The sequence below is a fragment of the Streptomyces sp. NBC_00461 genome, from assembly GCF_036013935.1.
GTDB lineage: Bacteria > Actinomycetota > Actinomycetes > Streptomycetales > Streptomycetaceae > Streptomyces.
Genome location: NZ_CP107902.1, coordinates 4,263,280 through 4,290,110 on the forward strand (window position 1 = coordinate 4,263,280; position 26,831 = coordinate 4,290,110).

The 26,831-nt window shown below is 69.1% G+C and carries 25 protein-coding genes and 1 pseudogene; 13 read left to right on the forward strand and 13 right to left on the reverse strand.

The genetic code is table 11. The features are described 5' to 3' along the window. Positions 1 to 81 precede the first annotated feature (81 nt). Positions 82 to 336: a hypothetical protein gene (locus OG870_RS19885; RefSeq protein ID WP_266924766.1), complete on the reverse strand. Its 255-nt coding sequence runs from the start codon at positions 334 to 336 to the stop codon at positions 82 to 84. 528 nt (positions 337 to 864) lie between these two features. Between OG870_RS19885 and OG870_RS19890 the strand changes: the two genes are divergently transcribed. The 3 genes from OG870_RS19890 to OG870_RS19900 are packed head-to-tail and all read left to right on the forward strand — an operon-like array spanning position 865 to position 3,381. Further along, positions 865 to 1,143: a polyprenyl synthetase gene (locus OG870_RS19890; RefSeq protein ID WP_266516113.1), complete on the forward strand. Its 279-nt coding sequence runs from the start codon at positions 865 to 867 to the stop codon at positions 1,141 to 1,143. Further along, entirely contained in the window at positions 1,133 to 2,188 is a 1,056-nt protein-coding gene (locus OG870_RS19895) for a polyprenyl synthetase family protein (RefSeq protein WP_266516116.1), read from the forward strand. Before OG870_RS19890 ends, OG870_RS19895 begins: the two co-directional genes overlap by 11 nt. 32 nt (positions 2,189 to 2,220) lie before the next feature. After that, positions 2,221 to 3,381 (forward strand): oxygenase MpaB family protein, encoded by a 1,161-nt coding sequence (locus OG870_RS19900; RefSeq protein WP_327692322.1) that lies wholly within the window; start codon positions 2,221 to 2,223, stop codon positions 3,379 to 3,381. A 219-nt stretch (positions 3,382 to 3,600) separates the two neighbouring features. On the opposite strand, the gene OG870_RS19905 is transcribed toward OG870_RS19900, so the two are convergent. The 9 genes and pseudogenes from OG870_RS19905 to OG870_RS48195 form a co-directional block, all read right to left on the reverse strand. Further along, complete coding sequence (locus OG870_RS19905) at positions 3,601 to 4,461, reverse strand: thioesterase II family protein (protein ID WP_266583819.1); 861 nt, start codon at positions 4,459 to 4,461, stop codon at positions 3,601 to 3,603. A gap of 160 nt (positions 4,462 to 4,621) precedes the next feature. Next, on the reverse strand, positions 4,622 to 5,569 hold the full coding sequence (locus OG870_RS19910) for a GNAT family N-acetyltransferase (RefSeq protein ID WP_266924770.1): 948 nt from the start codon (positions 5,567 to 5,569) through the stop codon (positions 4,622 to 4,624). A gap of 177 nt (positions 5,570 to 5,746) precedes the next feature. After that, on the reverse strand, positions 5,747 to 5,974 hold the full coding sequence (locus OG870_RS19915; RefSeq protein WP_266583815.1) for a hypothetical protein: 228 nt from the start codon (positions 5,972 to 5,974) through the stop codon (positions 5,747 to 5,749). A 102-nt stretch (positions 5,975 to 6,076) separates the two neighbouring features. Continuing rightward, positions 6,077 to 7,216: an ATP-grasp domain-containing protein gene (locus OG870_RS19920; protein ID WP_327691209.1), complete on the reverse strand. Its 1,140-nt coding sequence runs from the start codon at positions 7,214 to 7,216 to the stop codon at positions 6,077 to 6,079. Between the two features lie 20 nt (positions 7,217 to 7,236). Continuing rightward, positions 7,237 to 7,659, reverse strand: a complete 423-nt coding sequence (locus OG870_RS19925; RefSeq protein WP_266924775.1) for a hypothetical protein — start codon at positions 7,657 to 7,659, stop codon at positions 7,237 to 7,239. Between the two features lie 108 nt (positions 7,660 to 7,767). Then, positions 7,768 to 8,211 (reverse strand): hypothetical protein, encoded by a 444-nt coding sequence (locus tag OG870_RS19930; protein ID WP_327691211.1) that lies wholly within the window; start codon positions 8,209 to 8,211, stop codon positions 7,768 to 7,770. Positions 8,212 to 8,245: 34 nt separating this feature from the next. Further along, positions 8,246 to 9,253: a guanitoxin biosynthesis L-enduracididine beta-hydroxylase GntD gene (gene gntD / locus OG870_RS19935; RefSeq protein WP_327691212.1), complete on the reverse strand. Its 1,008-nt coding sequence runs from the start codon at positions 9,251 to 9,253 to the stop codon at positions 8,246 to 8,248. Positions 9,254 to 9,270: 17 nt separating this feature from the next. Continuing rightward, positions 9,271 to 11,778 (reverse strand): amino acid adenylation domain-containing protein, encoded by a 2,508-nt coding sequence (locus OG870_RS19940; RefSeq protein ID WP_266583807.1) that lies wholly within the window; start codon positions 11,776 to 11,778, stop codon positions 9,271 to 9,273. 319 nt (positions 11,779 to 12,097) lie between these two features. Further along, positions 12,098 to 12,370: pseudogene (locus OG870_RS48195) on the reverse strand (IS6 family transposase); the annotation flags it as partial. Between the two features lie 299 nt (positions 12,371 to 12,669). Here OG870_RS48195 and OG870_RS19950 point away from each other — a divergent pair. Continuing rightward, a complete protein-coding gene (locus OG870_RS19950; RefSeq protein ID WP_266583801.1) occupies positions 12,670 to 13,890 on the forward strand; it encodes a helix-turn-helix domain-containing protein in 1,221 nt (406 codons plus the stop codon). Between the two features lie 187 nt (positions 13,891 to 14,077). Here the strand turns inward: OG870_RS19950 and OG870_RS19955 are convergent, their stop codons facing one another. The 3 genes from OG870_RS19955 to OG870_RS19965 all read right to left on the reverse strand — a co-directional run bounded on the left by OG870_RS19955 (position 14,078) and on the right by OG870_RS19965 (position 18,070). Next, positions 14,078 to 16,150 (reverse strand): hypothetical protein, encoded by a 2,073-nt coding sequence (locus tag OG870_RS19955; RefSeq protein WP_266583799.1) that lies wholly within the window; start codon positions 16,148 to 16,150, stop codon positions 14,078 to 14,080. Further along, complete coding sequence (locus OG870_RS19960) at positions 16,150 to 17,415, reverse strand: helix-turn-helix domain-containing protein (RefSeq protein ID WP_266516143.1); 1,266 nt, start codon at positions 17,413 to 17,415, stop codon at positions 16,150 to 16,152. Before OG870_RS19960 ends, OG870_RS19955 begins: the two co-directional genes overlap by 1 nt. A gap of 451 nt (positions 17,416 to 17,866) precedes the next feature. Beyond that, positions 17,867 to 18,070, reverse strand: coding sequence for a hypothetical protein (locus tag OG870_RS19965; RefSeq protein WP_266583797.1), 204 nt, complete (start codon positions 18,068 to 18,070; stop codon positions 17,867 to 17,869). 504 nt (positions 18,071 to 18,574) lie between these two features. Between OG870_RS19965 and OG870_RS19970 the strand changes: the two genes are divergently transcribed. From OG870_RS19970 to OG870_RS20010, 9 genes are all read left to right on the forward strand, one after another. Next, on the forward strand, positions 18,575 to 19,645 hold the full coding sequence (locus tag OG870_RS19970; RefSeq protein ID WP_266583792.1) for a GNAT family N-acetyltransferase: 1,071 nt from the start codon (positions 18,575 to 18,577) through the stop codon (positions 19,643 to 19,645). Continuing rightward, positions 19,638 to 20,015 carry a nucleotide pyrophosphohydrolase gene (locus tag OG870_RS19975; RefSeq protein WP_266516151.1) on the forward strand — a complete coding sequence of 126 codons (378 nt, stop codon included), beginning with the start codon at positions 19,638 to 19,640 and terminating at the stop codon, positions 20,013 to 20,015. Before OG870_RS19970 ends, OG870_RS19975 begins: the two co-directional genes overlap by 8 nt. Continuing rightward, positions 20,012 to 20,686, forward strand: a complete 675-nt coding sequence (locus tag OG870_RS19980) for a hypothetical protein (protein ID WP_266583790.1) — start codon at positions 20,012 to 20,014, stop codon at positions 20,684 to 20,686. Before OG870_RS19975 ends, OG870_RS19980 begins: the two co-directional genes overlap by 4 nt. After that, positions 20,683 to 21,969, forward strand: a complete 1,287-nt coding sequence (locus OG870_RS19985) for a hydroxymethylcytosylglucuronate/cytosylglucuronate synthase (RefSeq protein ID WP_266583788.1) — start codon at positions 20,683 to 20,685, stop codon at positions 21,967 to 21,969. Before OG870_RS19980 ends, OG870_RS19985 begins: the two co-directional genes overlap by 4 nt. 14 nt (positions 21,970 to 21,983) lie before the next feature. Beyond that, complete coding sequence (gene blsE, locus OG870_RS19990; RefSeq protein ID WP_266583786.1) at positions 21,984 to 22,976, forward strand: cytosylglucuronate decarboxylase; 993 nt, start codon at positions 21,984 to 21,986, stop codon at positions 22,974 to 22,976. Positions 22,977 to 23,031: 55 nt separating this feature from the next. Further along, a complete protein-coding gene (gene blsF, locus OG870_RS19995; RefSeq protein WP_266583784.1) occupies positions 23,032 to 23,970 on the forward strand; it encodes a CGA synthase-related protein in 939 nt (312 codons plus the stop codon). Positions 23,971 to 24,022: 52 nt separating this feature from the next. Further along, positions 24,023 to 25,186: a DegT/DnrJ/EryC1/StrS family aminotransferase gene (locus tag OG870_RS20000; protein WP_266583781.1), complete on the forward strand. Its 1,164-nt coding sequence runs from the start codon at positions 24,023 to 24,025 to the stop codon at positions 25,184 to 25,186. 67 nt (positions 25,187 to 25,253) lie between these two features. Next, on the forward strand, positions 25,254 to 26,573 hold the full coding sequence (locus OG870_RS20005) for an MFS transporter (protein WP_266583779.1): 1,320 nt from the start codon (positions 25,254 to 25,256) through the stop codon (positions 26,571 to 26,573). Then, positions 26,570 to 26,704, forward strand: coding sequence for a hypothetical protein (locus OG870_RS20010; RefSeq protein WP_266583777.1), 135 nt, complete (start codon positions 26,570 to 26,572; stop codon positions 26,702 to 26,704). The genes OG870_RS20005 and OG870_RS20010 overlap by 4 nt, the downstream gene beginning before the upstream one ends. Positions 26,705 to 26,831: the final 127 nt, after the last annotated feature.

The following is a 26,831-nucleotide window of genomic DNA, read 5'->3' on the forward strand; positions in this document are numbered from 1 at the left end:
CAACGCTGACAACCACCGACAGCCAAGTCGGAGGTCGCAGGGTTGATCGATAACACGTTCGCAGGTCAGAGACCCGGCTCTTCACTTCTTCGGCTGCTGACCGTCTTGCCGTCCCTCAAGCACAACCAAAGAGCCATCCTGCTCGAACCGCAGCACGCGGGGCCGGGGAGCTTCCTGGGCTGAGACCGGCTCAGGATGAAGCTCTCCGTAGCGCTGATGGTAAAGATCAACCGCTTCGTGGAGCGGGCATCCTTGTGCCTCACGAATCGCCTTCACTGCGAGGATGGTGCGCCCTTCCAGAATGTCGCGATCTACACTCTCCGGCAGTTCTGCCACACGTCCTCCCTGGTCCGGCATCGCAGTAGAGCAACCGCGGCTCCTCCGGTCAACTGAGTTGAGCAGCCGACCACGGAAGCCCTCGGCCGTGCCACTCTCGTGCCAGAACGGACGGGGACTCACGGGGACTTGGGGTTCGCCGGGGCCAGGCCAGTGCGCCGACGTCCGCCCGAGGTAGGTAATCCGCTGGTCACGCCCATGATTGCCCAACCTCGCTCCTAAAGCGGGCGCCGCCATACCTGGGGCTGCGGGCCATGTCCCAGCGCCTGGCCCGCGTGGGAGGCCGGCTGAGTATCGGCCGCAGCGAGGACGGCGGGGCACCGTGCAGGCGTGGGCGGCGGAACCGCCACGGTGACCAGCCCGGCGCCGGACTGCTGAGTCCAGGGCCACCGCAGCGGCGATCCGCACGATCGAGCGATGTGATCACCCGTTCGTGAGTTCTTCCGGACTCACGCCGGGTGTGACGCGATGCTCGGAGGGACGGCGCGTGACCGGCGCCGCCCGGATGGGCTGTGGGTGGGGAAGAGCATGACGCGAGAAACGGGACGGCGCGAAAGCCTGGACGGGCAGGCGTTGCTGCTGGTGGCCGGGCTGGCCGATCTGGCCGTGAGCACGCTGGGTTCGGCCGTCGGCGCGGTACGGGGGCTGTTGCGCCGCTCGGACGCCGCGGAGCTCGCCGCGCAGGCCGAGCACGACCTCGCGGCGCGTGGGCGCCTGGTGCTGGACCGGTACGCGGCCGTGCCTCCGGCTCACCTGGAGATCCTCGCCCGGCGCGTGTCGGCTCGGAAGAGCGCCGATGATGACTGACCGGTGGGAGCCGGTCGCGTTCAAGGTCCGCATCGACGAGGTGCTGCGCCGGTTCGTCGCCCAGGAAGCCGATCAGTTCGCCGCGATCGATCCGCTCCTGGGCCCGGTGGCCGTGCAGTTGGAGGCCGCGGTCGCAGAGGGCAAACGCCTGCGCGCGGCGTTCTGCTACTGGGGCTGGCGCGCGGGGGGCCAGCCGGACAGCGACGCGCTGGTACGGGCGGCGGCGTCGATGGAGCTTGTGCACGCCGCCGCGGTCGTTCACGACGACCTCATCGACGGCAGTCCGCTGCGGCACGGGCGCCCCACGGCCCATGTCGCCCTGCGCGATGCCGTACGGCGTCGTCCGCGCGGTGCGGCGGCGGCGAGGTCGCTGGCGATGCTGATGGGAGACCTGTTGATGGCGCTGGCCGGGCAGTTGTTCGCCACCAGCGGCCTGCCCGCCGCGTACCTCGCCCGTGCCCGCCCCCTGTGGTCGGTGATGGCCCGGGAACTGATCGCGGGCGAGTGCCTGGAGATCCTGCGTACCGGAGCCGGTCCGGACACCGCGGCGTCGCTGAAGGTGATCCGCTACAAGACCGCCAAGTACACCGTCGAGCAGCCCCTGCTGATCGGCGGCGCCCTGGCCGGGGCCGGCACACGGCTGCGCGAGGGCTACTCCGCGTACGGGCTGCCGCTGGGCGAGGCGTTCCAGCTGCGGGACGACCTGCTCGGTCTGTTCGGGGACCCGGGACGCACCGGCAAGGCCAACGCCGACGATGTGGAAGGCCACCGGCCCACGGCCTTGCTGGCAGAGACCTGGCGCCTGGCCGGGGAGGACGACCGCGCGCGGTTGCGCGCCCTGCTGGGCCGGCGCCGCCTGGACTCGGAGGCCCTGGACACGGTCCGCGAGGTGATGCGCGTGCTGAGGGCGCCCGACCGCATCGAGGACATGATCGGCGTACGGGTGGAGGAGGCGCTCGGTGCTCTCGACGAGCTGGACGTGGCGGCCCCCGCCCACACCGCCCTGACCGCACTGGCCCGCTCCGCGGCGGACCGCCAGTTCTGAGAACTCAGCCACAACGGAGCCCCGCCATGACGATGACGTACACCGACGCGTCGATGGACGCCCTGCGGCAGGCCGGTGACGAACTCGCCGACGCCACCGTCGCCACGCTCTTCGAACGCGGCGAGGTGGGCACGTTCAACACCCTGATGCGCTACGTCTCCAGCGCCGGCGCTCCCCTGCCGGAAGGTCTGCCCGACGTCGCGCGGGAGTACCTCGAGGCCACCCGTGTCCCGCCGGCGTGGGTGGACTGGTCGGAGATGGAGAAGGCCCGGCTGTTCTTCATCGACAACAACGTGCACATCTCCACCGCGCTGTCCTTCGCCTCCATGCCCGCCTGCTACGTCGTACCGCATGTGGCGAAGCTGCTGTCGGCCACCCACGGACTGAAATACCCCTCCAAACGGATGGCGGAGACAGGCCAGTTCACCGTCTACCTGATGCAGCCCGACGCCTTCGAAGCCGGCGGCCGCTTCATCCCCGCCGCCCAGAAGGTCCGCCTCCTGCACGCCTCCATCCGCCACCACCTGGGGCGCGAGAACCGATGGGACGCCGACGCGCTGGGAGTGCCGATCTGCCAGGAGGACATGATCGGCGGCCAGATGTTCTTCTCCCTGCTCGTGCTGGACAGCCTGCACCGCCTCGGCATCCACATGTCACAGGAAGGCGCGGAAGCCTACTACTACGCGTGGCGGGTGGTCGGAGCCGTGCTCGGCGTCGACCAGGACGCGGTCCCCCAGACCCTCGACGAGGCCCGCCAGTTCCTCGACCTGTACATGATCCGGCACATGGGGCCTTCCGAAGAGGGCGCGCAGCTGACCCGGCAGCTCATCGACCTCTACGAGGAGATCGTGCCCGGCACCTTCTTCGACCCGATCGTCTCCGCTCTGATCCGCCACCTCATCGGCGACACCTGCGCCGGCTGGCTCGACGTACCGCGCACGTCGTGGGACACCGTCGTGAAGGCCGTGCCCCACCTCCTCGGCGTCCTGGAGACCATCGAGGACCGCTCCCCCCTCGGTGCCTGGGCCCTGGACCGCCTCGGCCACCTCACCACCGTATTCGAACTGTCCTCCCTCACCCGCGGGCGCGTCATGCACTACGCCATCCCCGACCAGCTCAAGAAGGACTACGGCATCTCCCATCCGGTGCCCCGCACCCGCCGATGGGATCCACCGGCGGCCACAGTCTGTTGATCACGCACATGCCCAAGCTCCGTAGCAGTTCCTCCCGGTCGGCCGGAGGCTGGTCCAAAGGGAATTCCTCACTGACGCACCTTCAGCATCGGCCACGCTCAACAACGTGACAGTGCCGCCCACGGAGTTCGAACGAACCGTCACCGCGGCCCGGTCACGCTCGCACCTGGAGCCTCAAGCCGCATAAGGAAGTCCTCCGGGGGAGCCTCCCCTTGCCGCTCAGCCCCGGCCCTCCTGCACACCCAGGGCGACGCGGAGCATGGCGAGCACCTCCTCCTGCCTCGGAACCAGATAGAAGTGGTCTCCGGCGAACCTCTCCATCCGGAACCCGGCCTGCGTGGCCCCCGACCATCCGGCCATCTCCGCGCCGGTTACGTAAGGGTCGGCAACTGCGCTGAGCGCCAGAACCGGTGTCACTGCGAGTGGTTCAGCCAATGGCTCGTAAGCCTCAAGCAGGTTGAAATCTGCACGGATATAGGGCAGGACCAGATCGCGCAGCTCCAGATCCTCCAGGACCAGAGCATCGGTGCCTCCCATCTTCATCAGTTCTGCGGCGAGGGTCGCGTCGTCCAGCCCTGCGATGGGTGGTCTGCTGTCGGCGACCTGCGGCGAACGGCACGCCGAGGCGAACAGATGAACGGGTGCCTGACCGATCTCCTCAAGATGACGAGCCGCCTCATAGGCAACCAGAGCGCCCAGGCTGTGACCGAACAGGGCCGTCGGGCGCTCGTCCAGCGTGGCGATCGCTTCGCCGACTTCGCGGCCGAGTTGCTCCAGACTCTCGGGAAACGGGTCTCCGAAACGATCGGCCCGACCCGGATACTGGACACTGACCACCTCGACGTCGGGTCCCATGGTCCAGGAGCGGAAGGCCGCAGCAGAGCCGCCCGCGTGCGCGAAACAGACGAGGCGCGCCTGGGCACCGGGTATGGGCCGGGGGCAGCGGAACCAGATATCGGACGAGGTCCGCGGAGCAGGACGAATTCTCAACTCCCCACCATATCTTCCATCTCCGAGTGAATCACCGCCGATAATCCCTGCTCCGACGATCGCGACCTCGGCGGGTGTGCTGTCAGGCATGCTGCCCTTTCGTCCAGGTGATCATGAGGCCGCCGAGTGGCGCCTGGAGTTCGTGATCGTCAAGCAGGCGAAGGACTTCCAGCGCGACCTGAGCGGCCCCGCCATTTCTCGTGAGTTATCGAGGTCACCCATCATCAACCGCCGATCACCGGAGAGGTTTTCACAAGCTGAGGCTCCACTGGACGGTGCACCAGTCCGGATGGTAGGCCGCCGGCATAAGCCCTTCGAGCCGCCATCCGCCCCCTTGCATGAGGGCAGTGGTCGCGGGCGACGCCGGCTGATGCGTATAGAGCTTCCGGCCCAGGGTTCCGAAGAGTCGGGGTATCTCGTCGAGCATGAAGCCGAACGCTTCGGGAGACTTCGCGCACAGCGGCATGAGCTTCACCGGGTCGCCCTTCTTGGGGCCGGCGGCGACGGTTCCCTGGATCGCCCCGGAGGAGTCGGCCGCCACATAAATGATCTTGTATTTCTGATTGAGGTTCCTGCCGAACCTGCGGTCGTGGCCATCGAACAACGCCCGTACCCAGTCGTCGTCCACGCCCTGGAAGGCGCTGGGCATTGAATCCAGGATGAGATCGCGCACCACGGCCGCGTCGCCGTCCTCGAACAGGCGCATGTGCAGGTCACACGGTGACTCGCCGCCTGCCGCGACGAGCCCGCGGTAGAGAATCAGCTCGGTCATGCCGGGCTTGTACTGGCTCGGCGACTCCCCTGCGAGCCTGAACCCGTGGCGCGTGAAGAACGTGATGGCCGGTGTGTTCTCCGCGGCGACCGTGCAGTAGAGCTGCCGAGCGCCCTGCTCCCAGGCGAAATCCAGGGCGGCGCGGAGGAGCACGCTCCCGAAGCCGTCGCGCCGGCGACGGCTCGGAATCAGGATCAGCGGGCTGATCTTGACAGTTCCCTGCCGTTTGACCGCGAGGTGCAGGACGCCCAGTCGCTGCGCTTGCGGCGAGCCGTCCGACCAGAGGACAAAGGTTCGCTGCGCCACTGAGAAATGGCCGTAGCTGTCGGTTCCCGCGGCGAGATGAGCGTCGAGGACCCTGTCCGCGTGCGCCTCGTGATCTCCGTCGTAGAAGGGGTCGAGACTGGACGCGAAGAGACTTCTCAAGAATTCCCGGTCGTCTTCAGTCGCGAGCGCTACGACGGGACCCGATGGACATCGTGAGGCTTCATCGCTGAATTTGTTATTTATAAGGATTGTCATCGAACATCAGCCTTGTCTGGTCGGGTAATGTAAGACGCATTCAAGTGATCTCCGGGACGCGTGAGCAGCGCGTCAGGCGGGTCATTCGCCAGGCCGGGCCATGAGGTGACGGCGCCCGCCGACCCCGGAGACCTCGATGACGAGCCCTCCGAGCTGTGTGCCGAGCGAACTGCCCGCGACGGTCCCCGTCATGACCCAGGTGAAAGCCTGCGCAGTGGTACCGCTGGGCGCATGGGTGCCGACCAGCTCGTACTGAACCGCCGTCAGCGGCCCCAACGCCGTCCCGCCGACGGCTGGAGCCAGCGCCATCGTCCACAAATCCGTCGCGACCAGTGGCAGCAGAAGCCCCGCCGCGAACAGGGCGACCAGAAGGTGACACCAGGAAAAGGGGACAGCCGTAGGCTGAGGCCTTCACGACGCGTCCTCCGTCACGAGTTCGAAGGCGTCCAAGACCTCGGTCATCCGGTCCTCCACGACCTGACGGGACGGGCCGACAATCTGCACGTAACCGGCGGAGGCGTGGGAGGCCCGCTGATCGGGCAGGTCGTCGCCGCTCGCGACGTTCATCCGGCCGCGAACCACCCCGGGCATTGAGAGCAGCGTCTCCAGGGGCGTGACCTTGACGACGCGACCGGGCTTGTAGGGGAGCAACAGGTCTCCGGCACAGCGCGGCGCCGAGTACTCCAGCGATGGCACGCGGCCCAGGTATGTGTCGAGCGTCGCAGCCATCATGTCGAAGTTCCGGGCGAGCCCATGGTTGGTGGGCAGCTCGCAGCCGGCGAGCCTGGCTCCCACCTCGCTCATGTGGACGCCACCGTCGTCTGATCGAAAGAACTCCATGTGCAGGTAGCCGTGGTCGATGCGCATACCGTCGACGATGCGCTGAACCAGTTCCTTCGCGTCTACGCCCAGTTCATCGTCGACGCCGAGGCTGATGGAGCCGTTGATGCCGCCGTAGACGGTCTCCAGCAGCGCGCACGGCGTCCACGAGACGTAGGTGTCGAGGACCCGTCCGTGAGCGACGAGAGCGCACAACTGGTACTCGCGTCCGGTGAGGAACTCCTCCACCATCCACCGCCGTGAGGAAGGCAGTGGAAGGAGCCTCGCGAGATCATGCTCGTCGTCGAGCTTGTAGGTGTCGATGGATGACCAGCCATCGACCGGCTTGAGGATAAGCGGCCATCCGTGCACGGACGCGAAGCCGAGGACGTCGTCGCCGTCCGCGACCTCAGCGAACTCCGCACAGGGGATGCCGATTTCCCGGAACCGCCGCTTCATTGCGGTCTTGTCCCGGACCCAGGCGACCTGCTCGGCGTCGAGGTGTGGCAGGCCAACGAGGCCGGCGAACCTCTGGGAGATCTCCTGCAGGGGCTCCTGTGGGTTGCAGAAGTGGGCCGGTCGTACCGGGAGCCCCGCCACCCAGGTGAGGTAGCGCTCAGCCTCCCGCCAGATGTCGGCGTCGGCGGCGATTGTGAACGTGGGGATGTCCGCCGTGCGCAGGAGGTGGTCAGCGGGCAGTGAGGAGAGGTGCTCTTCGAACCTCAAGAGCACGAGGTCGAGATCGTCTCGGCTCAGGACGTGATCGGTGAAGGTGCCGGGCCGGCCATCGACGAGCAGGAGACAGGGACGCATGACTTCTTTCCGGAGAGGACGAAGCGGACGAGGTCGCTGAAGCGGATCTGTTCTTCGGACGAGTACTCGGGCGCGACCGGGATGCTGAACGTTCGGGCCAGCAGGTCCCTGGTCCGGTCGAATCCGTCACGGGAGATCGCGCATGAGTCGCCCTCGGCGGGGTTCCGGGGGAAGCCGTCGGAGTAGAGCGACTTGCGGTCTGTGAGGACAGGGTGGTCGAGGAGGAAATACCGATCGAGCGCAAATGTCGGAATGGATCGTTCTTCCAGGAGCCGAAGGAATCTGTCGCGGTGTTCGGCGGCAGGCGTCACGATGCGCACGCCCAGCTTCGAGTCGCCTGGCCCCCGCGGTGCGAGCTCCATGCCCGGCAGATCGCTCAGGGCGTCCTGCGGGATCGCGTGGTTGCCTTCGAGGTCGGCACCGGTCTCCTCGAGTAGTCGCAGCTGCTGTGGCTGGGTGGCGCGGACTGCCTAACTGACCCCGAGGTTCTCGCCGTAGAAGGAATTCTCCTGCCACGTCGGGTACGTGACCGGCAACCGCTGCGAGCCGTGATCGTGGTGGCTGCGCATGGTCTTCCAGTCCGCCCTCGGCGCCGACCATGGCACCGTCTGGGGGGACTTCGCCCATGGCCCGGGCGCAGCCCTCAATGACGAGAAGGTCGCCGCCGGGAGGTGGCCCCGGTCTCCCACGGCCGGCCTCGTCGTGGGCGGCGCCAGACGCCGAGCTTGCGTCGCGTCGCCCACGACGAGCATGTGCCGTGCGCCCGGCATCTGACGGAACTCCTCCTCGACCTTGGTGGCGAGGCTCTCCGTGACAGGGCCGTACCGGAAGAGCCCGTCATCGTCGATGGCCGCACGCCATTCAGGTAGGTCCCACCAAGACAGATGGTTGACCCCATAGGGCAGACGCCGCATTTCATTCACCCGCTCGCAGCACGGATCCCCTACCTCAGCCGATCACTCGGCAGGAGGATGAGCGACGCAGACTGCGCGAAGCGCGAAGGTTCCTTGTCACCGTGAGCTTCTTGAGCCAGCGGTCACGTCCGTCGTACTTCGCGCGGAAAGGACGTCGGCCGTGCACCGCGGTGAAGTTGTCGACGTAGACGATGTCGCCTGGCTCGAGGACGACGTCGTACTCGGCGATCATGAGCTTCTCGCAGATCTCCTTGAGCGCCTCCTCGGCCTCGGGATCGGTCCCGAAGGTCGTCATGTAGAAGGGGTCAAGCCGCAGGTAAGGCTCATCGGGGTGACCGAAAAGGACGGCCACGGGCTCCGGACTGTCCTGCAGCTTCCGGATCTCTGACAGTCCGAAATGGGTTCCGTCGTCGAGGGTCTGACCCAGATGCTCGGTGTCGGGATAGATCACGTAACGGGGCTCGGAGAGGATCTTCTTGGCATCTTCGCTGAGCTCGATGTCCCGAATCGAGGCGACCGTCGTGGGAACCCGGTCGAGGTTACGGATGCAGAGCAGGCCGACGTAGTCGCACCGATAGGGATGGAACGCGTCCTCGGTGTGCCACCCGAGCAGGACGTCACTGCTGTGGCCGCTCTGCTCGTGCTCGACGCCCGGCAGGGGCAGGACGTTCTGAATCAGACTGCCGTTCTGGAGGGTCGACCAACCGTAGACCTCGCCGAGGCACATACCGGTGAGCGCGAGGAAGAGTTCCTCTCTCCGCAACGAGTCGGGTTCGGCCCAGCTCACCGGGGTCGGCTCGATCCCGTCCGGGTCCAGGCGGAAGCCTCGTATCGCGAACGCGCTACCGGTCTCCGCGTTGCGGAAACCGCTCAGCGCCTCGCGCAGACCGGCGGGGACGCCGGCCAGATACCGCCACGCAAGGTCGTACAGGTCACCGGACCTCGGGTCGTGCCCCGCTCGCGCAATGTCGTGGATGACAGCGTCGAGCGCCTCGACATCTTCTTCGCTCAGCACATAGGTCACGAGCGTCTTGGGGGGCATGCGTGTATCCGCCTCTCTCATTTAACGGCTTTGACGGCGACCATCGAGTCGGCCCACCAGTAGGTGCAGTCACTCGGCGGCGCGAGATCGCGCACCACCTCCACCGAGAACGAGGAGAAATGCCTGAGCAAGCTGCGCTGGTGGGAGCGTCCGACGGTGTCGATCTCGTTGGTGTAGTAGGAGAAGACGCCTCCGGTCCGAAGATGGGCGGCGGCCGCCTCGAAGAAGCTCTCCGCGTAGTTAGTGCTGTGCACGACCGTGTCGCGATACTCGCGCTCGTTGGTCGGATAGGTGTCGAAGAAGATCGCGTCGAACTGTGCGAGCTGGTCGATCGCCTCGTCCCAGAACCCGCGAACCAGCCGGATGTCGCGGTCCGGGTAGCCTTCGCGCCACCGTTCGAAGGCGACGATGACGTCTTCGTTCGGCTCGATGACCGTGTGGGAAGCTGCTCCGAACTCCTGGATGAAGGTGGCCGAGATTCCCATGCCGAAGCCCACCTCCAGCACGTGCCCTCGGCTCTCGGTGACGTGGGCCGCCATCGCCCGCATCAGCGGGCGCTCCCAGTCCTGCATGACCTCCTGGCCCTCGATGACCAGCTGCGAGGGCGTGTACCGAGCTCCGCTCCGATCCCAGGACCCGTTGATGACAGGTCGGTCGACACCGCGTGTCTGCGACGCGACGAGCCGGTCCAGATGCTCCAGATCCGACTGGAATTCGCTGAGAGAACGTTCCAGCGTCCAGGTGCGACGGTGACCAATCGGCGTCCCGAGAAATTTTGGATCGCTGACCGAGACCGTCACGTCGAACGCTGCGGAACGCGTCTTGAAGGTCTCCTTGGCGGCGGGACGGGCAGAGTCGCGCCGTACCAGGTCCTCCACGAGCTCCGTGAGATCCGACAGACGGCTGTGCTCCATGAGTTGACGCAGCGGAACCCGGACCCCGAACACCGTGCCGATTCGCGCACTGAGACGTGCGATCTTCAGCGAATCGCCACCGAGATCGAAGAAATCATCTGTCCCAGTGGCCGGGGCAGTGCCCAGCAGCGACTCCCAGATGTCCGAGAGCTCGGCTTCGGTGCGAGAGAAGGACCGGGCCCCCTTCGGGTCGGCGACGATAGGCCCGGCAGCGGGCAGCGCCGCCCGGTCGACCTTGCCCCCAGGCGTGAACGGCAGCGCGTCGAGCGTTGCCCACTTCGCCGGGACCATGTGGTCCGGGAGCCGCTTCCGGAGGTCCTCGGCGAGCTCCCGCACATCCACCTCTCCCACGACGTAAGCCGTGATCGCGACCTCGTCGCGGTCCTTTTCGGCCTGAGCGTGAGCCGCGCGAACGCCCGGATGAGTACGCAGAGCGTGCTCCACCTCGCCGAGCTCGACCCGGAAACCACGGATCTTGACCTGGCCGTCCCGTCTGCCGTGAAACTCAAGACCGCCATCCGACCGCCTGCGGACCATGTCCCCAGTCCGATACATGCGTGTACCGGAGTCACCCGCGAACGGGTCGTGCAGGAAGCGGGCGGCGGTCTCCTCGGCACGGTTCAGATAGCCGGCGGCGACTCGCGGCCCGGATATGAACAGTTCCCCGACAGCACCGTCCTCGACGGGGTGCAGCTGTTCGTCCAGCACATGGACACGGGTTCCGGGGAGCGGCGACCCGATCGGGACCGACGCTGACGGGTTCTTCCCCTCAGCCATCGCCGGAGTGACCGGGTACACGGTGGCGGTGATCGTGCCCTCAGTGGGCCCGTAGCAGCAGATGACATCCGCCGGAACGTCCTTGGCGAACCACTCTTGGAGGTCCCCGTAGCGGATGACGTCATTGCCGATGTTCAGCAGCCGCAGGGTGCGCAGCCGGGGATCGCGGCGTTCGACATGGGCGAGCGTCTCGCGGAGGTAGGCCGGAGAGATGTCAACCACCGTGATGCCCAGCTCCGCGATCTTGTCGGGGATCTCCTGCGGCATCCAGAAATCGGCGTCGGGCAGGACAAGCGTGGCCCCGCTGAGGACCGCGAGGCCGACCTGCTCGAGTGACACGTCGAAGACCGGGCCTGCCAGCATCAGGATCCGATCGCCTGAGCTGCAGCCGTAGGCGTCCCGGACCCTCGTCAGGTGGTGGAGGAACGCCTCGTGGCTGACCATCACGCCTTTTGGCGTACCGGTTGAGCCAGAAGTGTGGATGACGTAGGCGAGATCACGCGTATCAGGCGCCGCCGCCGCGAACGCCGACAGACGTTCAATGCTCAGGCCTCGACCAATGAGAACGTGGACCTGTGCGGCTTCAACGATCGACTGCCTGCGCTCGGCCGGCTGGTCCGGATCGATCGGGACGTGGGTCCCGCCGGCCCGGAAGATTGCCAGGAGCGCCACGAAGTGGTCGATCGAGCGCGGGATCTCCACCGCGACCCGCGCTCGATGCGCGACGCCCAGGTCTCGCAAACGGATCGCGAGCTGCGTCGCCTGTTCGTCGAGCTCGGCGTAGGTCAGCACGGCATCGCCATGCTGGATGGCCGGCGCGTCGGGTGTGAGCAAAGCGTACTTCGCCAGGTGGTCAGCGAGGGTCCTGGGGACCGGCTGCCCCGGGCCGTCCAGGGGTGGTGCGCCACGCCGATCAGCGTCTGCCATCGTCCGGTGCTCCACGTGTGCATGAAGGGCTGACAATCGAGACCCTCCTCCGTATCTCCTGTGGTCCAGCGGCAGCGGTCGAGCCCTGCCACAGTTGCGCTTCAGCCGAAAGGAGCCCCCGCCGCATAGCTGGGAGATCCTCGGCACTGAGACGATGTTGCTGCAGTTGACAAAACGATGTCAACTCTTGACAACTTCTCTTGCCTAAAATGTGCCTGGAGGGCAACTTGCCGTCGATCGCGACGAAGACCTCTTCCGGGTTCCATCCGCCCCCGGGCCACGGGCGGCATCGGCGCAGCCGGCTCGCGTACTCCTGGCCGAACTCGGCGCACCAGCGGCGGACGGTCTCGCAGGAGACCTCGATGCCGCGCTCGGGCATCAGCTGCTCGACCTCGCGACAGGAGGGCGGGAAGCGGAAGTCACAGCCGCACGCAGTGGAGATGATCTCCACCGGGTAGCGGTCGCCCTTGTGCGACGGCGCTGCGGACTCCGCGGCCAGACGCTCCCGAGACGATCAACATCAAGATCATCTCGCGGGTCCGGCTCAACGTGACAGCGCCTCAGCCGGGCCTCGGCTCAGGTGGCGAAGTGCAGATCGCCCCCGGCGAGGAGGGTCCCTGTGGCGAGATTACGAAGCTTCACCACTGCGTGTCCTAAAGTAGTGGGTACAGACCCCTTAGCACGTCTGTGGTGCCAGAAATTTCCAACATCTTGCCAAATCTGGCAACGATGTGGTGAGTTCCGAGTGATCTGACACAGCCGCCCTGCACGTACGTGAATCGATCTGACGAGTGGAACGTGGAATCTCTGAAGCAGCCCGACTTCGGGCGCCGCCTCAAGCAACTGAGAACCGAGCGACACCTGTCGCAGGCGGCCCTTGCCGGTGAAGGCGTGTCGCCGGGATATCTCTCCCGCCTGGAATCCGGCGCCAGGCCGCCCACCGCGCAGGTGGTCGCCTACATCGCCCAGCGACTGAACATCACTGTGGAGGAGCTCTCAGGAGAGCCCAGTGAAGTCAGTTCGCTTGCACGGGCACTCATTTCCGCGACCTCTGCGGGGTCGGACGCGGCAGTGAAGGCATTGGCGGACCAGGGGGCCCTCGACCCCGAGGAGGACCCGCTACTTCGCGCCCAGGCTCTTTGGCTACTGGCTGATGTGTCAGGACGGACTGGATGCCGAGAAGAGGAACAGGACTATCTGGAGCGCCTCGTCTCACTCAGTGATGACCTGGGGCTCGATGACCTGAGATCCCGAGCCCGGTCCCGACTGGGCCGCTCCCTCCGGGCGACAGGAGCGATGCGTCGGGCAAGGGAGATCGCAACAGGGGCCTTGGAGATCGCTCGCGGAACGCCGCTGGACGCGCCCGAGACCGCCGGTGCCCTGATTACGATGATCTCCATCGAGGCCGAGGACGGGCAGCTCACTGCTGCCCTGTCCTACGCGGACGAATTGCGCAAGCTCGTCCCGAATGACAGGCCCGACCTGCGGGTCGAGGCACTGTGGGCGTCGGCAACCGTCCGGGTGCGGCTGGGCGACTACGCGACCGCGGAGCGGCACCTGGAAGAAGTGCTGCAGCTGCTCACCACTCACCACGATCCGAATCTCTGGCTCCGCGCCAGGCTCGCGACCGCCTCCCTGTTTCTGCAACTGTCTCCGCCCAACACCGAGATGGCGCGCCGCCGGCTTATTGAGGTCTCCAACGCGGTCGAGATCACCGGAAGCCCCCTGTACCGCCAGGAGATGGAGCTTCTCTTTGGCTACCTGGCCTACCACGAAGGCCGGTTGACCGACGCCAGGGCGGCCTACCAAGCCCTTCACGACTCCACGCTGTTGCTTACATACCGTGATAAAGCGCGATTGGCGGCGCTCGACGGCCTACTCCTCATCAGTGAAGGAAAGACCACAGAAGGTACAGAGACTCTCGAGCGAGTGGCGTCGAGCGCCCGTGACGAGGGCAGCTTGGATCTCGCCGCCGACACCTGGCGCCTCTTGGCCAAGGCGCTGGTAGGACTCCGTTAGGTCGAAGCGGATCTTGCTGGGGGGTGTCTGGCCCGGGGCCGGCCGCTGCCCGGTGGAGATCATTGCGCCCCCGGGAGCGGTGGGCCCAGGTCTGCGCCGTGCCCTGGTGCATCCCCAGGTCCCGCGCGACCTCCGCCGTCGCGATTCCGCGAAGACGGGGGCACGCACGTCCGGGACGGCTCGGGGATCAGCTCGGTACGACGCCGAAGTGGCGGCGGGCCATCGTCACGGCGAGGTCCTGCACGGCGTACGCGGTCAGGTAGTAGGCCTGGGGCGAGGTGTCGGCGGACAGACTCAAAATGAACTCGGCCTCACGGTCCTCATCGGGCGCGACGCGGATCCTGTGCAGTGCGGGCTCCACCGCGCAGTCGGCGCGCAGGTAGCGCGGAACGTAAACGCCGAGGCGCAGCGGGCCGGTGCGGGCGCCGCGAACCACCAGCCGTACCCGGAGGGTGCCGCCCTGGGGCGCCTCGTCGTCGGCGTGGATCAGCACCGTTGGCGCGCCGGGCAGGCGCAAGGAGACGTCCCCGCAGCGCGGGCAGATGACGCACTCGGTGTCGAGCGCGGTGGGCACCAGGGCCCTGCGGGTGTACCGCTCGGCGGGCCGACCGCAGTGGCACAGCACCTGCGCCGTGGAGGACGTGTCGAGACGACTGCGGTCGCCGAAGTGGGCCGGGTAGTCGCTGAGCTCGTTCTCCGGGTCCTCGGCGATCCGTGCAGCTATGGCCTGGTCCAGGGACTGCAGATCGTCCAGGAGGCTGCGCATCGTGCCAGTCTGGTCACGGACCGCCAGTGAGCGGCGGGTGACCAGTCCCTCGACCTTGGCGGCGAGCTTGCCCAGCCGGGGACGCAGCGGGTTGTTGGGGGGCAGCAGCCCGCCGGCGAGGTAGGCGGTGAGGCGGGCTGAGGTGGTGAGGAGCAGCGGCTCGGGGTCCACGGACGGCGGCTCGGGTATGGGGCCCGCGTCGTCGGCGGCCATGCCGAAGTGGAGGTAGGCGGGGAAGGGCTGGGCGGTGGAGATGCCGGCGTTCAGGCTCGGGGCGGAGGGAGCTCCGGAGAGGGCGGCGTCCATCCAGACCCGGTTCTCCACGCGGTCGGAGTCATGGATGGTGACCGCGGCGACAACGTCCTTGGCGGTGCCGTCGATCGCGTTGAGCATCAGCTGGTACTTCGGGTCGTAGATGGCCGCGTCGGCGAAGGGAGCGTTGTTGCACGAGCTCAGGACGATCTCGGCGGCGCGGACCTCGCGCAGCTGGATCAGCTTGTCCATGGGCTTGTAGCAGGTGGGGCCGTAGGCGCAGGCCGGACCGAGAAGCCCTGGGGCACGCGGGGCGGTCTCGTTCAGGCCGCACACGGTGAAGTCGGCGAGGTTGAGCGAGTCGTCCTTGCCGTGGCCCTGGAAGAAGATGCGCCTCCAGCGGGCGCCGAGGATTTCGGTTTTGACGTCCTCGCTCTCCACGTCGCGTTCGTCACGCAGGTGGATGCCCGCCGGGGCCAGGGGGCGGTCGGTGGAGGTGTACATGCCCAGCTGCTGGACGTCCACGGCGATGCGGGCGTACTGCTTGGCGGTGAACCAGGCGAGGGACGCAGCGTCACGGCCGGTGAGGAAGGTGATCGACACGTCGGCGCGGTGGGCGGCAGCCAGCAGGGCGGCCCACAGCGGGTCGAGGGTGAAGTGCTCGTACAGGCCGGCGATCACCAGGGAACGCGCGGGGGCGGGTCCGGCTGCGCCCGAAGTACCCCCGTCCCGGCTCCCCTTGAGCATGTCGCCGTCCTTCGCCGTGCCCCCGACGCCAGGCCCGTCCGCCGGGCCGACACCCAGACGGCTCTCCGCCACTCCCGTGGTCCGAGGCCCGTCCGTGGTGGTGCCATCGCCAGGACCCTCCCCCTCGTCCGGCGCTACGCGTCGCGCGCCGGGTTCATCGAAGAGCGCGGCTGTGAGTTCCTTCTCGTCGAGCCACTCCTCGGCCAGCGGTGCGATCAGTGCCGCGAGCCCGGCGGGCAGGGTGCCGGGGCTCAGCAGGATGCCGCGTGCGTGGGGGGGCGGGCGGCGCACCCCCGCGTACACCGTGGCTGCGCGCCCGACGGAGGCGATGAGGTCCGGGCGGCCACCGGTCCACACCGGGACGGTCGCGGGCGAGGGGTCGGTGAGGAACTGCTCGACGGCCGCGGTGTACGTGGCCGGGTCGTCCACCGCCAGGAAGGGGGAGGAGGCCGGGACCGCCGTCCCGTCGGCGTCAGCGTGGAGCGCGGACTGCATCAGCGGGTGACTCCTTCGTGGAGGTTCGAGGGCTCGCGGAGGCTGGGGGCGGCCTGCCTCTCCGAGGCCCAGGCCAGGGTCTCGGCCAGCGTGCGCCAGATCTCAGAGGCCAGGTGGACGTTGGAGGCGCTCTGGGCCTCCTGGGCGAGTTCCTCGATACGGCGGACGCCGGCTTCGCGGTCGCCCTCAAGGATGCGGATCTGGTGGGCGAGGACCTCAAGCCGGATCCGGTCGCGGAAGGTCAGCTGCGGCAGGGCGTCCGTGAGCTGTTCGCACAGCCCCTTGGCCTGCACCAAGTCCCGTTGGTGAAAGGCGAGATGGGCCTTGATGACGAGAAGCTCCTGGCGGTGCAGCGGGCCTCCGAAGAGACCCACGGCGCGTTCGGCCTCGGCCAGCCACTGTTGGGCCTCGGTCACCCGGCGCGGGGTCATCTGCAGGTACAGGGAAGAGGCGGCCAGCCGCAGCCGCAGCATCAGGTCGTCGTGGCTGGGCAGTTCGGTCAGGGCCCGCTGCAACAGCTCGGCGGCGCCCGGGTAGTCACCCTGGCGGATGCGTACGTTGGCGGCCGACCACAGGGCCTCGGCACGCAGCACGGGGGGCAGGACGTCGATCGGTTCCAGCAGCTGGTCGGCGAGCCGGCGCGCCTCCGTGATCAGGCCCGACTCCGCCGCGACAGAGACGAGTACCAGTTGGGCGCGGATGGTGTCCGCCACTGGGACGGCCCCGTTGTCGGCGGTACCGAGGGCGGTCTGGGCGACGGCGCGGGCCTCGTCGATGTCACCGACGGCACGCAAGCAGCGGGCGAGGAGAGTGCGGGAGCGCACCTGGAGGGTGGACACCCCGAGGCGGTCGCTCAGCTCAATGAGTTCGCGTGCCGCGGCGAGTTCGTCCTGGCGCTTGCCCTGCTTGGCGTGCAGCTGGGCCAGCTTCCACAGGGACAGCCAGCGCAAGGAGAGATCCTCGCCGCTCCCTGCCTGGACGGCCTCGCCGAGCAGCCGTATGGCGTCGTCGGTGTCGTCCGAGGAGCTGGCGGAGGCGAGGGCCTGACCCAGCAGCGAGGTGTGGGTGCCCTGGAAGACGGACGCGGGCACGCCCAGTCGCCGGGTGAGGTGGTCGAGCACCTTGGCGGTCGGGCGCCGGGCCCCGGACTCCAGGCGTGACAGATACGCGGTGGACATGCCCCCCTCGGCAACCTCGGCCTGGGACAGGCCCCGCTCCTGTCTGAGGGTCTTCAATAGCTGTCCGAACTCGGGTTGTTCGAGCACTTAGCCATCCCTGCCATCCCTGAGCCTGTTGCCCCCGTGAACGGAACCATATTCAGTGCGGGACACAGGGTTGTCAACTCTTGGCAACCCTGTGTCCGGCGAGGGGACGGCGACCCGGCAAACCGGGCCTGGCACCGGGACCGCGGACTTCGCAAGCCCCGCCCGGACACCGCTTCCGCCCGGCGTGGGACGCCGCACGGCGGCCCGCCGGTCCCAGGCCGGAACGCAGAGCGGTCCGTCGCGGCGAGCGGGGGCCGGCCGCGGATGTCCGGCGCCCGTCGTCGGGGCACGAGCAGTAACCCCGGCCGCCCACGACGCAGGCCACAGCCCGCCGCACTGGACGCTCCGCGCAGGTCAGCCCGTCACCGCAGATGCCGTACAGGTCAAGGCCGGTCGCAGCGGCCCGTACCGCACCGGGCGCAAACCCTCTCAGCGATCGGGCGCCCGCAGGTTACGGCCAGTCGATGGGGTTCGCCACGGCGGCCGTAGCGGACTGCACGCGGACGTCGTGCGCGCCGTGAAGCGGCCAGTCGATCCTCGCGTGCGCGGCCTGCACCGTACGGCCCTCGGTGCCGACGTGGACGGCGGCCGCCCCGAGTGCGAGGACGGCGGCCGACAGAACGGCGGTGGTGGTGCGACGACGGGCGATCTTCATGAATCTTCCCCCGGAATGTTGAGTGCGGTGGTGTCTGTAGGCCCACCGGAGGCTGGCAAGTGCGCGGTCGGACCGGCCCGGAACGGGGTGTCCCCCGGAAGCCGGCGGCGGCCGCTCGGTCAGTTCGAAGCTAGATCACTTGCCAAAGTTTGACAAGCCTCAATGAGTGATTGACAAACTTGTCCGGCCGCGCCTAGCGTCCTGTCACGAACGAGAGAGCCGCGGTGATGTCGAGGCCCTGTCCCGGACGTCTCGGCGCCCGCCGCGGCGGGCGCGCGGTGACGACAGGGCGTGTGGTCCCGCGGCAGACGGCGACCCACGATGCGGAGTCCCATGGCACCAACCGCTGGCTGAAGAAGACCCCGCCCACCCGGTACATGCGCAAGTCCCGTGCCATGCGGGACCTTTCGGCCGGACGGCACCTGGTGTGAACAGCGACAGCAGCCCAGCGACCCAGACCAAGGTGATCACACGGTGACAGCCCTGACACACATGCCCTTGCCCATGACTGAGCCGCCCCAGGCCGGTTCCCCGCGCATCCGCGCGGCCGGCGAGGACGACCGAGACTTCCTCAGGTCCCTCTTCACCAGCACGCTCAGCCCGTTCTACGACGGTGACCACGCCGCGCACGCCGATCGCGTCCTCGATGCGCACCTCGCCTCCGGAGGCGACCCGTTCGGCCACTTCTCCCACTCCCAGCGCACCTTCGTGCTGTGTTCGGACGACACACCCGACGCCGAGCGGCTGGGTGTGCTGCACCTGGTGATCAAGCGCCAGGGCACGGTGAAGATCAGTCCGCTGATCCTCGTGCCGGAGCACCGCAGCCGCTCCAGACTCGGCACCACGCTGTTGCGCGCGGCGGAGGACTTCGCCCGCGAGGCCGGCGCCCGGCAGCTCTACTGCACGGTCGCCGCCGCCAACACCGCCGCGATCGACTTCTTCCTCTGGCATGGCTTCGTGCTGGCGGGCGGCGCGCCCGGCCAGTACAAGTCGGACAGCACCGAGCACATGCTCTACAAGGACCTGACCCGGCGCACGGGGCCCGCCGGGGACGACCACAGCGGCGCAGTGAGCGGCGCCCGCATCCGCCTGTTCCGGCCACAGGACGCGCCCGGGCTACGTGAGCTGGTGCTGCGCGCGATGCAGCCCGCGTACCGGGGTGTGAACGCGGACTGGGTGGACGCGCTGATAGCCGGGCACAACCGGCGCCACCACGGTGATGTCAACCAGAAGTTCAAGATCGTGCACGTGGCGGTGGACGAAACGAACACCGTGCGCGGAGTGGCCGCCGCCGGCCCGAAGAAGGGCCTGTCCGTCAAGCTGATGCCGCTGTGCGCGGACCATCCAGCCGTCCTCGCCCAACTCCTGGACCAGCTGCCCGACTTGCACCGCGGGCTCGGTCGCAAGCTCTACAGTCACCAGCCGCCGGATCCCGCCATCACCGCGCTCATGCAGAGCCGCGGCTGGTCCCTGGAGGGCCTGATGCCGGCCGCGTACCACCCCGACACCTGCATCGTTCAATGGGGCCTGATCCTGCCCGCAGCGCCACACCGCACCGGAGACGCACATGAGTGACCTGGACCAGTACGCCGTCGAACTGCACTCCTTCGTAGCCGCACGCGGCTGGGACGCCTTCCAGAACCCCAAGAACCTGGCGATGGCCCTCGGCGGCGAGAGCGGGGAACTGCTGGCGCTTCTGCAGTGGCTCACCCCGGAGGAGGCCGCGGCACGCCCCTTCGAGGACCCCGAGTTCCGCCGCGAACTCGCCCACGAGCTGGCCGACATCCTCAACTATCTGCTGCGGCTGTCCCGTTCGGCCGGTATCGACCTGCTCGCGGCCGCCCGCGAGAAGCTCGCCGTCAACGAGCAGCGTTACCCGGTGGAGCTGGCACGCGGTAATGCCCTGAAGTACGACCGGCTGGCCGAGGCAGGTGAGCAGGCATGAGCGGCACCACTCCCCTGCCCCCTACGTCCGCTGCCGCGGCGCACACCGCGGCCGGCCGGCGCTTCGGCGACGGCCTCACCGGTGGCCTGCGTGTCTTTCTCGCCGCGCCGTTCGTGCAGTTCATCGATCCGGCCGATGGCGTGGTCCGTCCGCAGTGGCGGCAGCGGCTGTCGGCCTTGCGTGAGGCACTTCTCGACGGCGGGCATGCAGTCTTCAACGCCCACCACAACGAGGGGTGGGGCGAGTGGGGTCTGCCCCCACAGGAGTGCGTCCCCTCCGACTTCCGCGCGATGCAGTGCGCCGACCTGGTCCTCGCCTACCCGGGGACCCCGCCCTCCACGGGCGTCGCGCTCGAACTGGGCTGGGCCTCCGCGCTGCGCAAGCCCGTCGCCCTGCTGCTCGACCCCGGCACCACCTACAGCCCGATGATTTCGGCACTCGGCGAGATCTCCCCGGTGCTGCAGCTGCCGTTCGACGGCAGCTGGTCCGCGCAGTGCCTCGACGGCGCGGTCCGCACCGCCCTGGACTGGGCGGCCGGTCTCGGCGTCCGGCCGGGGCCGTGGAGCGCACCGGAGCTGGACCCGGCCCTGGCCTACCACCGGCACGCGGCGGACCGCCCCGACACGCCCGCGGTGGAGCCGGCCGCTGCGGAAACGGTGGTGCCGGCATGACGACCGCACTGCGGACACTCCCCGCGGCCGCCGGGCCCGGCCGGCCGCCCACCGCCGTGACCGTCGCCCTGTGCGGTGTCGAGTTCGGCTGGGGCAGCGCCGGAAAGCTCGGTGCGATCGTGCACGCGCTGCGGGCGGAGCTCGGCGACTGCGTGCGCTTCGTCGGGCTCGGCTCGCGGCTCGGCCGCGAGATCGTGCGCGGCCACGGTGTCGAAGAGTGGCACGACGTCGACCTCACGGATGCGCGGGCGCTGCGCGCCCTGGTGGACGAGCGGTCCCTGGACGCCGCCGTGTGCGTCCTGGACCGGGCCGCTGCAGTGGCGCTGGAGGACGCAGGCTGCCCCGTCGTGTTCGTCGACAGCCTGCCGTTCCTGTGGACGAAGGACGATCTGGACAGCCTGCCGCTGCGAGCCAGCGCCTACTGCGCGCAGCTGGTTCCCGGGCTGCCGGGTCCGGCCTGGCCCGTGCTCGCGCGTGTGGAGAACCTGCGCTGGGTCGAGTCGGTGGTCGTCCCCGGGCCGGTTCGGACAGGAGGCGAGATGCGGCCGGCCGGCGAACGCCGAGCGGTGGTCAGCCTGGGCGGCCTGCTGTCACCGCTGCTGGACGATCCCTCCGCCTACCTGTCCCTGACGGTGCCGGCCGCGCTTGACGCTCTCGCCGCGTGGGGCACCCGGCAGGTCACGCTGTGCGGCAACGTGCCCGAGGGGGTGTTCGACGGCATCACCGTTCCGGCGGGCCTCGACGTACGAAGCGGCGCCCTCGGCCACCAGGGCTTCCTGACCGAGATCGCTGAGGCCGACGTCCTGCTCACCTCCCCCGGTCTGACCACGCTGCTGGAGACCAGCACGCGCGGGGTGCCCGTGGTGTGCCTGCCCCCGCAGAACATCAGCCAGATCCTCAACGCCTCCTTCTACGCGCAGGCCACCGAGGCACCGGTCGCCGAGTGGCCTGAGGAGGTGTTCCGCGCCCAGGAGGTGCTCGACGCCCGCCTGGCCACGGCACCCGGTGACGTCGCGGACGGCGGTGGATCGCCCGGCGAGGATGCCGCCCTGGAACTGATCTACGGCGGGATCGAGCGCGCCGCCCGCACCCCCGCGCCGGTCCGCGCGGCCCTGACCGAGCGCATCGGCGCCTGCCTCGCCGCGGTCGAGCGGCAGCAAGGCCAATGGACCGCCCTGGCCCGGCTCGTCGGCACCGGCGGCGCGGCCCAGGTCGCCGACATCGTACTGGCCACCGCGGCTCGCCGCGGCACCAGTCACCGCCCCGCCGACCTCCCTTCCTGAAAGGCTGACCGATCATGCAGGAACGACACCGGTATCTGTTCATCCGTGTGCTGGAGGCATGCAACGCCGACTGCTTCATGTGCGAGTTCGCCCTCTCCCGGGACACCTACCGGTTCAGCCCGGAGGACTTCGCCGAATTGCTGCCGGAGGCGGTGGCGAAGGGGGTGGGTTACGTCCGCTTCACCGGCGGCGAGCCGCTGATGCACCGGGACGTCGTCGATCTGGTGCGCATGGGCACGGAGCACGGCATGCGCATGTCGCTGATCACGAATGGCATGTTCCTGCCCCGCCTCGTCGACCGGCTCGCCGACGCCGGGCTGGCCCAGGTGATCGTCAGCCTGGACGGCTCCTCCGCTGCCACCCACGACGTCTACCGCCGCTCTCCCGGCATGTTCGACAACGGCCTGGAAGGGCTGCGCCGGGCAAAGGAGTTGGGGATCATCCCGCGCGTCAACTCCGTCGTGGGACCGCACAACTTCGCGCAGATGCCCGAGCTGCAGCGGGTGCTGACCGACCTCGGCGTCCAGCAGTGGGAGCTGTCCGCGATCAAGCTGGACCGTGAGATCCGCTATCCGTCGGCGGAGGAGGTCATCGCCGCCTGTGAGCCCATCTACACCGCCGACCCGGCCACCACGCTCGTACCGCTCGGCAAGCGCTTCTACGGCGACACACCCGAGGAGCAGAAGGCCTTCTTCGAGGAGTCCCTGCCGCCGCGCGCCTCGGAGCCGCTGTGTCTGGTCACCGACGACGTGATCTACCTGGACGGCAAGAACGGCCGGATGTTCTCGTGCAGTTGCCTTCCGCACAAGGAGGGGGACGAGGGCCCCGGCGGCGCGCCGCTGCGCACCGACGACGGCAAGGTCATGCTCGACAGCCCGGTCTTCCGCACCCACGCGGGTCTCTTCAAGCAGCAGGGCCCGACGATGTGCGGCGGCTGCTCCGCGACCGCCGCCGGCTACAGCGACGACCTCGCCCGCATGGGCTCCGTACCGGCCTGGAACTACTGACGGCCCCGCCTTCCCCTCACGCCCGCGTCTGGAACCGACCGCGCCCGGAGCCACCATGTCCTCACCCACCACCGCCCCGCATCCCGCCCCGCCGCGGCTGCGCGTGCTCGCCGCCGCCCGACCCACGCTGGAGTCCCAGGCCGCGCTGCGCCATGTCAGCGCCCACCTCACCGAAGTCGAGCTGACCGGTGAGCCGGACGCAGGCCCCGCCCTCGGCGCCGCCGTGGTGTGCGACGACGATGTGCTCGCCGCGCGCCTGAGCGCCTCCGGCGTGCCGGTTGTGTTCGTCGCCTCCGGTGGCCCCCCGCCCGGCGACACCTGGCCGCCGTCGGCCGTCCGCTGCCTGCACCGGCCGGGCTGGCTGGGCGGGCAGCGCGCCATGGGCGTGCACACGGTCGGCACGATCGCCCCGCCCCGGGCCGCCCGGGCGCGTGCGGCGCGCGGCGCGGTCGTCCAGCTGTCCACACCGGATCTGCACCCCGCCGACCACGCGGCCGTCGCCCGGGCGGGCGCGGCCCTGCGCGCCGCCGCGGAGGCGGCACAGTACGACGGGAAACCGCTGCTCGGTGTGGTCCTGGACGCGCCGGTGCTCGCGCGGTCCGCCCTGCTGTCCGCGGCCGGAGAGGACACCGGCGCGCTGCCCGTCGTAGGGGTCGAGGAGGCCGCCACGGAGCGGCTGCTGGCAGAGGCGTCGCTGCTGGTCTCCTCGCCCCTGCTGACTGCCGTCAACCAGGCGCACGTCGCTCGGGTCCCGCTGCTGCTGCTCCCAGCGCTGGACGCGGACCAGGCCACTCGGCTTAACGGGATCACGGAGGCGGCCGGCGTCGAGGTGCTCGACGCGGCCGCACCGGACACCTCGGCCGACCGTGCCGTCCGAGGTGCCGACCCGCTCTGGAACCGCATCTCCCGGGCACTGGAGCACGCCGGCGACGACCGGCGCGGCGCCCAGCGCGTCGCCCGTCAGGTCCGGCAGCTCCTGCTCGCCCCGTTCTGACGCGGCCTCTCCCCGCAGCCCCTGTCCACCCATCTCGAACGGAAGCCTGCTGATGCTGCGTCCCTTCCCCTACGGCGCCAACTACCTCTCCCTGGCGGACACCCCAGAACTGCACCGGTCCCTCAACAACAAGGTCCTCTTCCGCTACAGCGCCCCTGCGCCGAGCAACGCCGACCTGCTGGAGGCGTACGCGGCCGAGCGGCTCGGCGCGGGGCGGGCGCTGACCGTGCCGAACGGCACACAGGCCCTGCGTGTGGCGCTGATGGGCACCCGACCGCGGGCCGGCGACCCCGTGTACATACCGGCGGTCACGTTCGTCGCGGTGGCCGGTGCCGTGCTGTCCTGCGGACTGGTTCCGGTCCTCGTCGACGTCGATGAGCGGTTCGGCCTGGACGCCTCGCTGCTGCCCGCGGACGCGGAGCGAGTGGTGGTGGCGCACATGGAGGGCACCGTCGTCGACCTGCCCGAGCGGGTGCCGTACCTGATCGAGGACAGCGCGCAGGCCATGGGCGGACGCCACACGGACGGGCGGCACGCCGGCACCGTCGGCTATGCGGGCACGTACAGCTTTCACCACGCCAAGATCCTCACCTCCGGCGAGGGCGGCCTGGTCGTGGTCCGCGACCCCGCCCATTGGGACGTCCTGCGCTCCTACACCGACCATGGCTCGGCCCGTGAGCAGGGCAAGTACCCGGGCTGGAACCCCGGCGCGTTCTACGGCGAGAACTTGTGTGCCAACGAGGCCGTGGCCGCCGTACAGCTCCAGCAGTTCCGGCGGCTGGACGAGATCCTCTCCTCTCTGGAGCGGCACTACGCCCTGACGCTGGAGGCACTCGGCGAGCGCTCGGACGTCAGCGTGATTCCCAAGCGCCCCGGTGACGTCAAGACCAGCGTGCGGCTGCGGCTGGAGTCGCCACATCTTCGAGACCGGGCCATGGAGCGGCTGGAGGAACGGGGGCTGCCCTGCTGGAGCCTGGACAAGTACCTTTTGCCGGAGCACCCGGTGGTGGCGGGCCGCGCCTCGCTGTACGCGGACGGGTTCCCGTGGAACCTGGCCGACGGCGACGACCGTTACGCGCCGTTGAGCCGGGACGGTTTCGCCGCAACTCGCGACGGGCTGAGCCGCACCCTGTGCGTACCGCTCACCCCGGAACTCGACGAGGCGGAACAGATCCTGCTGGCCAAGGAGATCGCCGCCGTCATTGCCGCGCTCTGACGGCACCTCCCTGCCCGGCGGACCGTCCCTCCTCGTGGACCGTCCCCACGAGAACCGAGAGAATGCCATGACTCACGCCGCATCCGACACCTGGCCCGAAGAGCCGTCCACCGAAACCGACTCCAAGCCCCCGCCGGCCGGGAACCGGTTCCTCACAGTCCTGAGCGACAAGGCCATGCGCGCCCCACTGCTGTGGAGCACCGTCGGCCGGTTCCCGCTGTACCTGGTCACGCTCGCCCTCGTGGTGTTCGCCACCTCGCGCGGCACGGGCTACGGCTCAGCGGGCCTGCTGCTGGCCTGCTACACGCTGGGCGGTGCGGTGCTTGCGCCGGTCGTCGCCCGCCGCGTCGACGTGCACGGCCAGACTCCCCTGCTCCTCCTGACCGGTGTCGTCCACCCGCTGGCACTGATCGGCCTGGTGTGCACGGCGTCCGACGCCCGCATCCCGCAGCTGGTGTGCGCGAGCGTCGCGGGCGCCACGATCCCACCGGTCAGCGGCTGTGTCCGGTCGCTGTGGAGCGCGCTGCCCAGCGGCCGGGAGGCGGCATTCTCCCTGGAAGCGGTGCTCAGCGAGGTCTTCGTCATCGGCGGACCGCTGCTGCTCAGCGCCGTACTGTTCTGGGGAACCCCGGCCACGGCCCTGGTCGTCGGCGGGCTTCTGGCGGGCGTGGGGGCCATCGGTTTCGCCACCACGCAAGCCTCGCGCAACTGGCGCGCCGAGGAGACCGAGAGCGACCTGCTGGGCGCGCTGCGCTCGCCGGGCCTGGTCCGGCTGCTGGCCGTCCTGGTCTGCGCGGCCGTGTCCATGGGCGTGTTCAACCTGGTCCTGCCCGCCTTTGCCGAGGAACACGGCTCCGCGGACAGCATCGGCCTGATCTTCGGTGCCTGGGGCGTCGGCGGGCTCGTCGGCGGGCTCTGGTACGGCAGCCGTACCCGGGACTGGCCCGCCGAACGCACCTTCGCCATCGGCCTGCTCATCCTGTCCGCGTTCACCGCACTACCCCTGCTCGCCTGGGACAACTGGTCGATGGGCGTGGCCCTCGCCCTGGGCGGCGTGATCATCGCCCCGGTGACGGCCGTGGAGTACGAACTCGTCGCGCGCACGGCCCCGTCGGGCGCCATCACCGAGGCCTTCACCTGGGTCATCACCGTGAACGTCGTCGGCACCGCCGTCGGCGCCCAGCTCGGCGGTCTCCTCGTCAGCGCCTACGGCACCTGGGCGGCCTTCGTCGCCGCGGTCGCCGCCCTGCTCGCGGGCGCCGCCATCGCCTTCGCCGTACGCCACCGGTTCACGGCCCCGGCCGGCACCCCCGGCTCTGCCCACCCCGATCCAGCGGACCCGGAGCTGTACGACTCCACCACCCTCGGCCCACCCGATGGCGCATGACCGATCCCCCCGGCGCCGCTGGGTGGGCGACCTGTACGCACGTGGAGGGCAGCGACGTGGCCGAAACCATCTCCCGGATGCAAGCCGTGCTGGACCATTTCCGGATGAAGGTCCTCGACCAGGCAGCCTGAACGGATGCCCCGGCGGCCCGGAAATTAATGAGCAGCCGTCGACCAAGCTCGCCTGGCACCGTGGTCCGGGAGCCGCCTGCCCCACACAGCGCGCCGGCGCACCCACGCCGTATCCGTACAGCAGCCG

Coding starts and splice junctions, on each gene's coding strand:
- OG870_RS19890 (WP_266516113.1), top strand. CDS start 865: ATGACGCGAGAAACGGGACGGCGCGAAAGCCTGGACGGGCAGGCGTTG.
- OG870_RS19895 (WP_266516116.1), top strand. CDS start 1,133: ATGATGACTGACCGGTGGGAGCCGGTCGCGTTCAAGGTCCGCATCGAC.
- OG870_RS19900 (WP_327692322.1), top strand. CDS start 2,221: ATGACGTACACCGACGCGTCGATGGACGCCCTGCGGCAGGCCGGTGAC.
- OG870_RS19905 (WP_266583819.1), bottom strand. CDS start 4,461: ATGCCTGACAGCACACCCGCCGAGGTCGCGATCGTCGGAGCAGGGATT.
- OG870_RS19915 (WP_266583815.1), bottom strand. CDS start 5,974: ATGGCGCTGGCTCCAGCCGTCGGCGGGACGGCGTTGGGGCCGCTGACG.
- OG870_RS19925 (WP_266924775.1), bottom strand. CDS start 7,659: ATGGAGCTCGCACCGCGGGGGCCAGGCGACTCGAAGCTGGGCGTGCGC.
- OG870_RS19930 (WP_327691211.1), bottom strand. CDS start 8,211: ATGCGGCGTCTGCCCTATGGGGTCAACCATCTGTCTTGGTGGGACCTA.
- gntD (WP_327691212.1), bottom strand. CDS start 9,253: ATGCCCCCCAAGACGCTCGTGACCTATGTGCTGAGCGAAGAAGATGTC.
- OG870_RS19955 (WP_266583799.1), bottom strand. CDS start 16,150: ATGCAGTCCGCGCTCCACGCTGACGCCGACGGGACGGCGGTCCCGGCC.
- OG870_RS19965 (WP_266583797.1), bottom strand. CDS start 18,070: ATGAAGATCGCCCGTCGTCGCACCACCACCGCCGTTCTGTCGGCCGCC.
- OG870_RS19970 (WP_266583792.1), top strand. CDS start 18,575: ATGACTGAGCCGCCCCAGGCCGGTTCCCCGCGCATCCGCGCGGCCGGC.
- OG870_RS19975 (WP_266516151.1), top strand. CDS start 19,638: ATGAGTGACCTGGACCAGTACGCCGTCGAACTGCACTCCTTCGTAGCC.
- OG870_RS19980 (WP_266583790.1), top strand. CDS start 20,012: ATGAGCGGCACCACTCCCCTGCCCCCTACGTCCGCTGCCGCGGCGCAC.
- OG870_RS19985 (WP_266583788.1), top strand. CDS start 20,683: ATGACGACCGCACTGCGGACACTCCCCGCGGCCGCCGGGCCCGGCCGG.
- blsE (WP_266583786.1), top strand. CDS start 21,984: ATGCAGGAACGACACCGGTATCTGTTCATCCGTGTGCTGGAGGCATGC.
- blsF (WP_266583784.1), top strand. CDS start 23,032: ATGTCCTCACCCACCACCGCCCCGCATCCCGCCCCGCCGCGGCTGCGC.
- OG870_RS20000 (WP_266583781.1), top strand. CDS start 24,023: ATGCTGCGTCCCTTCCCCTACGGCGCCAACTACCTCTCCCTGGCGGAC.
- OG870_RS20005 (WP_266583779.1), top strand. CDS start 25,254: ATGACTCACGCCGCATCCGACACCTGGCCCGAAGAGCCGTCCACCGAA.
- OG870_RS20010 (WP_266583777.1), top strand. CDS start 26,570: ATGACCGATCCCCCCGGCGCCGCTGGGTGGGCGACCTGTACGCACGTG.